7 protein-coding genes are annotated in these 10,924 nt (G+C 54.3%); 2 read left to right on the top strand and 5 right to left on the bottom strand.

Annotated features, from left to right (window positions below):
* Positions 1-132 precede the first annotated feature (132 nt).
* From V6D20_22470 to psaK, 4 genes are all read right to left on the bottom strand, one after another.
* Positions 133-3,849 (bottom strand): hypothetical protein, encoded by a 3,717-nt coding sequence (locus V6D20_22470; protein HEY9818546.1) that lies wholly within the window; start codon positions 3,847-3,849, stop codon positions 133-135.
* 337 nt (positions 3,850-4,186) lie between these two features.
* The gene (locus V6D20_22475) at positions 4,187-4,642 is read right to left on the bottom strand and encodes a hypothetical protein (protein HEY9818547.1); all 456 of its coding nucleotides are present in this window, start codon (positions 4,640-4,642) and stop codon (positions 4,187-4,189) included.
* Positions 4,643-5,107: 465 nt separating this feature from the next.
* Positions 5,108-5,863, bottom strand: a complete 756-nt coding sequence (locus tag V6D20_22480) for a methyltransferase domain-containing protein (protein HEY9818548.1) — start codon at positions 5,861-5,863, stop codon at positions 5,108-5,110.
* 309 nt (positions 5,864-6,172) lie between these two features.
* On the bottom strand, positions 6,173-6,424 hold the full coding sequence (gene psaK / locus V6D20_22485) for a photosystem I reaction center subunit PsaK (protein HEY9818549.1): 252 nt from the start codon (positions 6,422-6,424) through the stop codon (positions 6,173-6,175).
* A gap of 225 nt (positions 6,425-6,649) precedes the next feature.
* Between psaK and V6D20_22490 the strand changes: the two genes are divergently transcribed.
* Complete coding sequence (locus V6D20_22490) at positions 6,650-7,312, top strand: phosphoribosylanthranilate isomerase (protein ID HEY9818550.1); 663 nt, start codon at positions 6,650-6,652, stop codon at positions 7,310-7,312.
* On the opposite strand, the gene V6D20_22495 is transcribed toward V6D20_22490, so the two are convergent.
* Positions 7,266-7,577, bottom strand: coding sequence for a hypothetical protein (locus V6D20_22495; GenBank protein ID HEY9818551.1), 312 nt, complete (start codon positions 7,575-7,577; stop codon positions 7,266-7,268). The two genes, V6D20_22490 and V6D20_22495, sit on opposite strands and share 47 nt — an antisense overlap.
* 185 nt (positions 7,578-7,762) lie before the next feature.
* On the opposite strand from V6D20_22495, the gene gcvP reads away from it, so the two are divergent.
* Positions 7,763-10,753, top strand: coding sequence for an aminomethyl-transferring glycine dehydrogenase (gcvP, locus tag V6D20_22500; protein HEY9818552.1), 2,991 nt, complete (start codon positions 7,763-7,765; stop codon positions 10,751-10,753).
* Positions 10,754-10,924: the final 171 nt, after the last annotated feature.

Below are 10,924 nucleotides of genomic sequence, written 5' to 3' on the forward strand. Positions count from 1 at the left end.
TGAGGTGAACCGGCAGGTCGTTTGGTGAGACCATGCAGAAGCATGCGATCGCTCTGAGGCTCACGACAGAAGCTGATCACCTAGTGCGATCGCCATATGATACTGTATTCTTCCTCAAAGTGGCCGGAGCCCCTAGGAATTCAGATCATCCCAAGGGTCGGGTAGATTTGAAGGATGTTGAGGATGCTCGGTGGGAGCTGATGACGATGATTTCATCGGATCGGCCGATCCTTCCATGGCCTCCCAAAGATCGCTAAGGTCCACCTCTTCATCTAGCAGTTGCTCTACCGTCCCATCCGGATCGGCTGTTTGGTCAAACAATTCTTCTAATTGTTGCTCCGTAGAGGTCAGTTCATCCTGCAGATCCAGCAACATATCAGGTTCATCTGGAGCAGCATTGGGCTCTAGCTCCAGATCGGTGAATAAACCTAGAGGATCGGCATCATCATCCGCCGACTCATCGTCAGCATTCAAATTAATCCAGTCCAAGTTTTCCACAGAACTCGCTGAAGAGCTGGGCTGATCTGAGAGGATAAGGGGTTCGTCCTGCGGCAGGTCGAACGATATAGCGGCAGGATCATCCGTGCTGCTGGGCAGATCGTCCATCAATGAAAAGGGTTCATCATCAGCATCAGACTCATCCAAGTCATTCATTTGCTCCATCAGCTCACCGAAGTCCATATCGTCTGAAGCTTCCAAAACCTCAGGCTCTTGCTGCTCCACAGACGGGATGGCAAAGGGATCCAGGTCAGCTTCTACATCAACGCCCTCGGCAGAAGGCTCGAAATGCGACAGATCTAGATCATCCACCTCAGCGATCGCTTCGGGCTCTAATGTTGGAAACAACCCCTCGTCTACATCTGAGTCGGGAGCGATCGCTTCTGGCTCCGGTTCAGCAAACAGCTCTTCGTAATCGTTCGAGTCGGAATCGAGAGCGATCGCTTCGGGTTCTGATTCAGCAAATAGCTCTTCATAAACTTCCGAGTTCGAGTCAGGAGCGATCGCCTCTGACTCCGATTCAGCAAACAGCTCTTCGTATACGTCGGAATCGGAGTCGGTATCGAGAGCGATCGCTTCAGGTTCCGGTTCAGCAAACAGCTCTTCGTAGTCGTCCGAGCCTGTGTCGAGAGCGATCGCTTCTGGCTCTGACTCAGCAAACAACTCTTCGTATACGTCGGAATCGGAGTTGGAATCGGAATCGAGAGCGATCGCCTCGGGTTCCAGAGTGGAGACTAGAGCCTCTTCAACAGATGAGGGATTCAGATCACTCTCAACAAGTAGATCGTTGAGATCCGACAGATCATCTGGTCTGTCCTCATCCGTCAGAGACGGCAATGATACTGACTGATCATCCTCGTCAAACTGACCTAGAAAAACCTGAAAATCCTGCAGGGCATCTTCCGTGACCTCTGTGCTCGTAAACTCATCCTCTAAGTCATCCTCCAGACCTTCCTCCGACTCGTTGACCAGGTCATCGGTTAAATCTAAATTGTCTAAATCACTATCCAGATAAGTTGCTTCGCCATCTGGTAACTCATCCTCCATCCCTCGCTCATCAATCGCGGCAGACTCCAAAGTCTCGGCAGCCGTCTCATCCATAGAGAGAAGCTCTGGCGCTAGGAAAGATTCTGATTCTAAATGCTCAGTATTCTCTAGCTCAAATAAGTCAGACAGCTCATCTTCTGACATTTCCAGCGCTTCATCAAAACTTGGCTCATCTGGCGGGAGGTCAATCACTGACTCCGACTCAAACTCTAGGTCATCAATGCCAGGATCAGACGCGATCGCTTGTATGAAATCAGCCTGCTCCAAAACATCCGAGTCAAGCTCTGGAAAAGCCCTAGGTTCATCAGAAGGCAACTCCCCTATTTCTTCTAGCTGCAAGTCTTCATCGAAGGAGAGCTCGTCTGCTAGCTGCAGTTCATCCGCTATCCGTAAGTCTTCGTCTAACGGCAGGTCTGCGTTTAGCAAATCTTCAGCACCTTGATACTCCGCCCCATCCAGCAGGCGTTCTTCGTCATCGGCCTGTAATTCGTCGCCAACCTGCAGGTCTGTTCCATCAAGCTGGAGTTCTTCAACAAGCTGCGTACCTTCATCAGACTGCAGGCCTAACTGAAGCTCCATATCCTCAAGCTGCAGTTCTTCACCAACCTGCTGTTCTTCTTCTATCTGAAGCTCCTCCAGAGCGATCGCGGTTGCTAAAGATTCCTCCTCAGCGACCGGCTCAGCGACCGGCGTCGGCTCTACCGGAGACGGGGTCGTCTGTGGTCGTTTCTTGGGAAGAGGATGGAGAGGCGTCATCTCCGCTAGCGATCGCAAATTTGTAGCGCGATCGCCCGGCGCTACCATCGCCTCAAGATCGGCAGCCGTATAAGAATTCAGCAAATCGCGCTCTAGGAGATGCAGTTCTTCTGCAACATCCATCGCCACCAGCGGTTCTTGGGGAGCCTGACTAGCCGCAACCTCAAGCTGGTGCTGTAGATCTTCCGGCAGTTCCGCCGAAGCGATCGCTGCAGCGATCATGTCAGCACTCACCGTTTCCGTAGCAGCATGATCCTCAGCCCCCATCTCAGGGAAAGACTCTGAAGGCAACTCAGGGCTCAATGCCTCAACAGACAAGTCATCTGACTGGAGATCTGGCTCTGAGACGTCCAGATCTAAATCCTCTAAATCTAGAGCCTCCAGATCTAAGCCATCTGGCTTTGAGAGATCCAAATCAGAGCTATCCGGCTCTGAGAGATCCAGGTCTAAGACCTCCAGTCCAGAGATATCGGGCTCTGAAATATCTGGTTCCAAAGCAGTCATGTCTACGTCGGAGTTCAGCAGGTCTAGCTCAGCCCGATCTCCGCCGTCAGGCAGGTACGACAGATCTCCAAGCTCCGGATCATTCCTTAGAATTGCCGCTGCATCCATTAACTCATCGACCGATGCAGTCTCTGCCAAACTCTGATCTGCCACCTGATCCTCAGGGGCGATCGCTTCTTCCAAATCCTCATACAGTAAATCTGAAACGTCCAAATCATCGCCGGGGAGAGGATCGAGAGACGGATGATCAAAAATAGCATCCGCCTCATCCAAACTGATTAAGGTGTTGTGGAACGCAAGGTCTCCCAACTCAGGATCATCGGCCAGCATCGTTGCCGCATCTGGTTGCTCAGGATGATCCTGATCCTGCAGCATGGGCCCCGGCTCCACTAGCAAATCATCCAAATTGATGTCTTGACCAATATCATCCAAGGATAGGGGAGCCTCTGGTATGGGCTGATCCATCAACGGTTCCGCTCCCAAAATTCCAGCACCAGCCCCAGACTCAGATACTACTGCATCGCCTAGTACCCGATTTTCAGCGATCGCCCACGCTGGTTCATCCGCCGTCACACCCAAGGGATGGGCCACTGGTTCACCCTGCCATGCGCCATTCAGAGCATGACCCGGTGTTTGTACATCGGTCGGCAGTTCAACCGTGGATGCATCTGGCGCGCTAAGCCGCCTTCCTTGACGAACCTGCACCAACACCTGAAAAAGATGCTGCACCGTACGCAGATTTTCGTGGATAATATCAAACCCGCGCTTCACCTGATCGTCATGAAAGTCTCGCAGTTCGCTATAGGCCCCATCTAAGAACTCACGGCCAATTTCATGTTCAACATCGCCCTCTAGGATATTGATGCGGGTTTGCATCCGTTTTCCAGGGCTGGGGCGCTCTTCCCCCTGAGACCAGTCGGATCCATCACCCGTAGATACCCAGGTCACGACATGCAGTTCTATCGCGTCCGTCAGAGCTGTAGCAAGGGCCTGCTGAAAGCGGCCGGCTTGTAGTTCCTTCGAAAATTCATCCCGTGCAGTCATGACTGTTATTGGTGAAGAGGATTAGGAAAGCGCGGATGGATAGGCAGATGGCATTTATTCCATTGTATGGTCAGGCTAGAATGCCACGCCACCCAGGCAGGTATCGTTGATTTGACCAGATTAAACAGCTCAAAGCCGCGTATTCTATACCGGCTCATGCTGTGCTATCTGTTCGTAATCATTCGTGATCATCTGTTTTCGGTCATCGGTGCAGGATGTCATTGCGGTTATCATTGCGGTCAACGGTTAAAACTATCAACCGAGAGCGATCGCTCCGGATAACAACCAACCAACACTAGGGGCAAGCCTGGATAGCACAATGACTTTGTGAGCGTTATTAGGAAGTTGGGGGAGATCCGGGATGAGACTCACTGCTCGACAAAAGGCGGGGATCAGCACTAACGGGGCGCGATCGCGACATGCGAGATAGACCTTGCAGCGTGTCCGATAGGGTCAGAAAAAGTTGCTGAAGATTATCTAAATTTTGGCGAATGATGCCCATGCCTTTGTCCACTTCTCTGAGATGGAAGTCGCGCAGCTCTGCATAGGGACCATCTAAAAACTCGCGCCCGATCTCATTTTCAATATCACCATCCACGATGTTGATGCGGGTATGCATGCGAAACCCAGGGCGAGGACGGTTATAGTCATCGGCGTTTTCACTCCCTGGCGGCGGCGTTTCAGAAACCCAGGTGGTGATGTCTAGCTCAACAGCTTCTCCGAGGGCAATGGTTAACGCTTTACCAATATTTCCAGCAGCTAAGGCTTCTTTAAATTGATCACTTGCGGCCATGGGTTGTCCTCCTTGGGACGGGCAGTACAACAACGAGGTGAACGAGAAACGAGCAGGTTACAGGAGTCAGGAACGTAGAAAGCTACAAGACTGACATCTTGGTTGACGGACAAAACGTGTTAGCAGATTGGCAAAAGCCCTCACCCTAGCCCTCTCCCGAGGGGAGAGGGAACCGGAGCGGAGGGGTAGATCGGCTCCCCTCGCCCTTGGGGAGCGGGGTTGGGGGTGAGGGGCACAAACGTTTGTCAATCAACCAGCATGACTTCTTAATGAAAAAGATGCCAAAGCTAGTTCTACATTACCTTTCATCCTAGATTGAAGTAACCTGCAGCAAGCTCTAGCCTGGATTTATCATGCCCAAACTAGCTCCATCATCACAGGGAAATCTTGTTCAGAATCATATGCGGAATCGGGGGCGATCGCACCTAAACGATTCCAAAGCACAGCATCTAGTTCTCCTAGCCTTCATCCCTGCAGCGATACCGGCGGCTTTTGAAACAGGATCACATGCTGTTGGGGCAGCGTATCAAGGGTTTCTAGCCACTCTAGACCCACCGCTGCCATCTCGCGACGCACTTGGCGCTGGCTCATTTTATGGAGTCCTTTAATGGGAATCAGCGGATTTTCTTGCCGATATTCCAGCAGCGCCACCCGTCCCCCCGGTCGTAGCGATTCTACAATATGAGTCATGATTTCCTGAGGATAGGCAAATTCATGGTAGGCATCAACCATCAGAGCTAGGTCGATGGACTCAAGCGGCAGGTGAGGATCGGTCTCGCTGCCCAGAATGGGCTGCACGTTGGTCACTTGCTGATCTGCAATCAAAAAGTCCAAGATATCAATCATCTCTGGCTGGATGTCTACCGCCAACACTTGCCCCTGGGGCACTTGGGCTGCCATACGGAAACTAAAGTAGCCGGTACCTGCGCCTACATCAGCAATCACATCAGTGGGGTTTAACTGCAGGGCAGCGATCGCGTCCTGGGGTTGTTCCTGGGTCAAACGCTCGGGGCGCTCTAGCCACAGGGCCTCTTGATGCCCCATCACCTTGGCAATTTCTCGCCCCATGTAGAATTTGCCAATACCATCGGGGCTATGGATCGAGCGATAGGTATACCCTTGGGCATTGGTCGGCTGCAGGAGGGCGATCGCCACCCAAACCATCCAGGACACGATAAAGGCTAGGCCGATCCATCGAATTGCGGTACCACGTTGCTTCAAAGCTTTAGATCTCCTGAGTTGGATGAGGCATAGTAAGTGATTTTACGTGGGAGGACGTCATGATTGGCAAGCCTTTCGATATCGCTCAAGGCTCAAATCCTGATGAGAAGAGGGTTGAGGGTCTTTGAAACCCGGCAAGCTCCCTTGAATGGAGTCCACCTCCTTAATCAAGCGACATGGGATAAAAAAAGCAGCCGGTTAGGCTGCTAACAGTTGAACTGAGGTGAGGCGTAGACGCCTGGCATGACTGAAGTTGTACCAAAACGCCCAAGCCACTATGGCAAAGCGTAGGAGCAGAATCTGAATGGACTACAGCAATCCAGCGTTGGATAGACCAAGGATCATTCCAGCACCGAGGATATGACCAAAACTAGCCGTGGCGAGTAGTTCAGGAATACCAAAGCCGGTAAAGATGGCTGGCATGTCTACCGGTAGGCCGGGGCCGACCCCGCGCTTCTGGATCGCATAATAGCCAATGGCGATCGCAAAGAGGTTGCAGGTAATCATAATCAATGCAACATCAAAGGACCAAGCCGTTGTTGTCGCCGCCGCAAGCACCATCGAATGCATTAGAGCTTTCTCCCAATTCAGCGTGAAGGTCTTGCCCCTTAGAATAAAAGAGCAGGGCCCCCTACCCTTATCCTTCGTTGAAAGAGTTAACAGTTTGCTGGTTTTTCGCAACAAAAGTTTGTACGCCAATCATCTAGGAATAGTCTCAGGACATAGGTCATGGCGATGGTTGTGTGGTAGTCCTGAGATAGATGAGATTTGTGCAGGGAGGCGATTGTGACGACGCTACGGGTCAAAATTTGTGGCATTACTCAAGCAGACCAAGGGGCCGCGATCGCTCAGATGGGAGCATCAGCCCTCGGGTTTATCTGTGTCCGCGACTCACCTCGCTACATTCCCCCCCAGCAAATTCGAGCGATCGCAGACCTCTTGCCCCCTGCCGTGGCCAGGGTTGGGGTATTTGTGAATGCTGACCTAGACACGATTAAAGACGTCGCAACCATCGCAGGTTTGACGGCAATCCAGCTCCATGGCGATGAATCACCAGAGTTTTGTCAACGCCTACGCGATCGCTTGCCGACGATGAAACTGATCAAAGCCATGCAGCTACACGACGTTGATGCCCAAACCATGACCCACCCCTACCTCGACGTCGTCGATACCCTGTTGCTCGATGCTTACCATCCCACCCTGCGGGGCGGCACCGGCCATGCCCTAAACTGGGATGCCCTACGACACTTTCATCCCCCCATTCCCTGGTTTCTCGCTGGAGGCATCAATCCCAACAATGTTCTAGAGGCTCTGGGAACACTTTCACCCAACGGCATCGATCTATCCAGTGGCATCGAACGCGCGCCCGGCGACAAGGCAATCGACCAAGTGGCCCTGCTCTTTAGTCGGCTGACCCTTCACGGCTATCAGTGCCGCCGGGGAAAGTAAGGCGACGGCTCTTGGCATCAAATCGCTGGTACCAAATGACGTTTCCCAGCACCGTAATCCCCAAAACAACACCACCGCCCACCCAGCCCAGCATCGGATTATAGCCACTCCGTGCCAAGGTCTCTAGCCAACGGTGGGTCAGTTCAGAACCCACCAGCCCGTCGGCCATCACGGGAAACAGGTACATCAAGGCGGCTCCCACCATCAACCAACCCACCATAGAGGCCAGCAGAAAAATAGTTTTTGCAGTGGATTGGCTACCCATGGGCGATCGCTGCGGAAGAACTTCCCTGAGGGTACCATGGCGTCTGCCGTTACGGCATGGGGTAAACGCCTGCGAATCAGACGGGGGCGATCGCCCTTCCTAGACTTGAGAGGATGCACAGAGGCGGGCCTGTGATGCACAATAAGTAAAGAAATTTTGCAGTGTTGCCATTTACGGGTTTACCCATGTCCATGCCATCCGACTCTGTAGGTTATGCGATCACATCTGACGTTACAACACCCAAACGGGGCGATGGGGTGGGGAGCGATCGCTCCTTGAGTGAAACCCTAAGTGACCATCTGAAGGCGATCGCGGCGGGAACCGATGCCTTCGCACCACGACACATTGGCCCCAGCGACGCTGATGTTGAAGCCATGCTGGCGGTCTTGGGCTATGACCAGCTCCCTGACTTGATTGACCAGGCCGTGCCACCCAGCATTCGTTTATCACGGGATCTAGCCGTGCCGACGGCGGTGAGTGAGCATGAGGCCCTGCAAGAGCTAAGGGCGATCGCCTCCAAAAACCAGGTCTTTCGCTCCTATATCGGCATGGGCTACCACAACTGCATCACCCCACCGGTGATTCAGCGCAATATTCTCGAAAACCCCGGTTGGTATACCCAATACACCCCCTACCAGCCCGAAATTGCCCAGGGTCGCCTAGAAGCCCTGCTCAATTTTCAAACCATGGTGACCGACCTGACGGCCATGGACATTGCCAACGCCTCGCTGCTGGATGAAGGCACGGCGGCAGCGGAAGCCATGACCCTCAGCTATGGACAGTGTAAAACCAAGGCGAAAGCTTTCTGGGTGTCGGATCTCTGTCATCCCCAAACCCTAGAGGTGGTGAAAAGCCGTGCTCTGCCCCTAGGGATCACGGTGATCGTGGGCGACCACCGCAGCTTCACGGCCGAGGCACTCCCAGAAGCGATCGTGGGAGCGCTGCTGCAATATCCTGCCACCGATGGCGGCGTCTATGACTACCGTCCGATGATTGAGCAGGTACACCAAGCGGGGGGCTTAGTCACCGTGGCGGCAGATTTGCTAAGCCTCACCCTGCTGACGCCGCCGGGAGAGTTTGGCGCAGATATCGTCGTGGGCAGCACCCAGCGCTTCGGGGTGCCCATGGGCTATGGGGGGCCCCATGCGGCCTACTTTGCCACCCGCGAGGTCTATAAGCGTCAGTTGCCGGGGCGGTTGGTGGGCGTTTCGCGGGATGCGGATGGCCAGGTGGCCCTGCGGTTGGCCCTGCAAACCCGAGAACAACATATCCGTCGCGATCGCGCCACCAGCAATATCTGCACGGCTCAAGTTCTGCTGGCCGTGATGGCTAGCATGTATGCGGTCTATCACGGGCCCCAGGGGCTGCGCCGCATTGCCACCCGCATTCATCTGCTCACCATGCTGCTGGCAGCCGGTCTGGAGCGCTTAGGCTACACCCTCAAAAATGTGCCGGTCTTTGACACCCTGACGGTGGAAGCGGGGGAATGTTTGGGGGCGATCGCTCAACGAGCCGCGGCCCAGCGCATCAATCTGCGACCGCTAGAAGGGCAGCAGTTGGGGATTTCTTTGGATGAAACCACCACGGAGCAAGATGTTGTCGATCTGCTCACCGTCTTCGCGGGCAATCCCTTTCAGGGGAAAGGCGATGCCTGGATGGCGCGGGCCCAAACCCACAGCGATCGCCTGCGCGACCATTGGCGACAGTCGGCCTACCTGACCCATCCGGTGTTCAACACCTACCATTCCGAGACGGAACTGCTGCGCTACATCCATCACCTGCAGGCCAAGGATCTATCGCTGACGGCGGCCATGATTCCCCTCGGGTCTTGCACCATGAAGCTCAATGCCACGGCGGAGATGATCCCCGTCACCTGGCCCGAATTCGGGCAGCTCCATCCCTTCGCGCCGGTGGAGCAAACCGAGGGGTACCAAATCCTGTTCCAGCAGTTGGAAGACATGCTGGCGGAGATCACTGGATTTGCTGGCATTTCCCTGCAGCCCAATGCCGGATCTCAAGGAGAATATGCTGGTCTGTTGGTGATTCGCGCCTACCATCAGCAGCGCGGGCAAGGTCATCGACAGATTTGCCTCATTCCCGAGTCGGCCCATGGCACCAATCCGGCTAGTGCGGTGATGGCCGGGATGACCGTCGTTCCCGTCGGGTGCGATCGCGATGGCAATATTGACCTAGCAGATCTGCAAACCAAGGCAGAAAAGCATCGAGATCAGCTAGCGGCGTTGATGGTCACCTATCCTTCTACCCACGGGGTTTTTGAGGCAGGCATTCGCGATATCTGCGAGATCATCCACAGCTACGGCGGTCAGGTCTATATGGACGGAGCCAACATGAATGCCCAGGTAGGCATCTGCCGTCCCGGCGACTTCGGGGCCGATGTTTGCCACCTCAACCTCCACAAAACCTTTTGCATTCCCCACGGCGGCGGCGGCCCTGGCGTTGGCCCCATTGGCGTCGCGGCCCATCTCGTGCCCTTCTTACCCGGTCATGCCTTGATTCCCACCGGTGGCGAGCAGGGCATTGGAGCGATCGCCTCTGCTCCCTGGGGCAGCAGCAGCATCCTGCCAATTTCCTGGATGTACATCCGCATGATGGGCGGAACGGGGTTGACCGATGCCACCAAGCTGGCGATTCTCAATGCCAACTACATCGCCAAACGGCTAGAGGATCACTACTCCATTCTCTATCGCGGCAATAGCGGGCTCGTGGCCCATGAATGCATCGTGGATCTACGTCCCTTCAAAAAAGCCGTGGGCATTGAGGTCGATGATATCGCCAAGCGGTTGATTGACTACGGCTTCCATCCGCCCACCATGTCTTGGCCCGTGGCCGGCACCATCATGGTAGAACCCACGGAAAGTGAAAGCAAACCTGAGCTAGACCGGTTCTGTGACGCCATGATCGCCATCCGCGATGAAATCCGCCAGATCGAAACCGGAGCGATGGATGCCCAGGATAATCCCCTGAAACATGCCCCCCACACCGCTGCTTGCCTCACGGTGGATGAATGGCCCCACGCCTATTCCCGTGCTCAAGCGGTGTATCCTACGGCATGGACGAGGCAGCGCAAATTCTGGCCAGCGGTGGCCCGGGTGGATAATGCCTATGGCGATCGCAACTTGGTCTGTGCCTGTCTACCGATGTCGGCCTACGCTTAGCAATGCTCTGGGCTTAGTCCCACTTCCTGTCCGTGCATCGGCGGCGGTAAAGATTCTGACCAAAATGGGCCATTTGATCTGAAACGCTTATCTAGTAGGGCTTTGAACGTAAGACTGGAATGAGACTGGCTGTTTAAGTAGAGAACAAATTTACTGACGTGATTGGGGATT

This window comes from Candidatus Obscuribacterales bacterium, from assembly GCA_036703605.1.
Classification (GTDB): domain Bacteria; phylum Cyanobacteriota; class Cyanobacteriia; order RECH01; family RECH01; genus RECH01.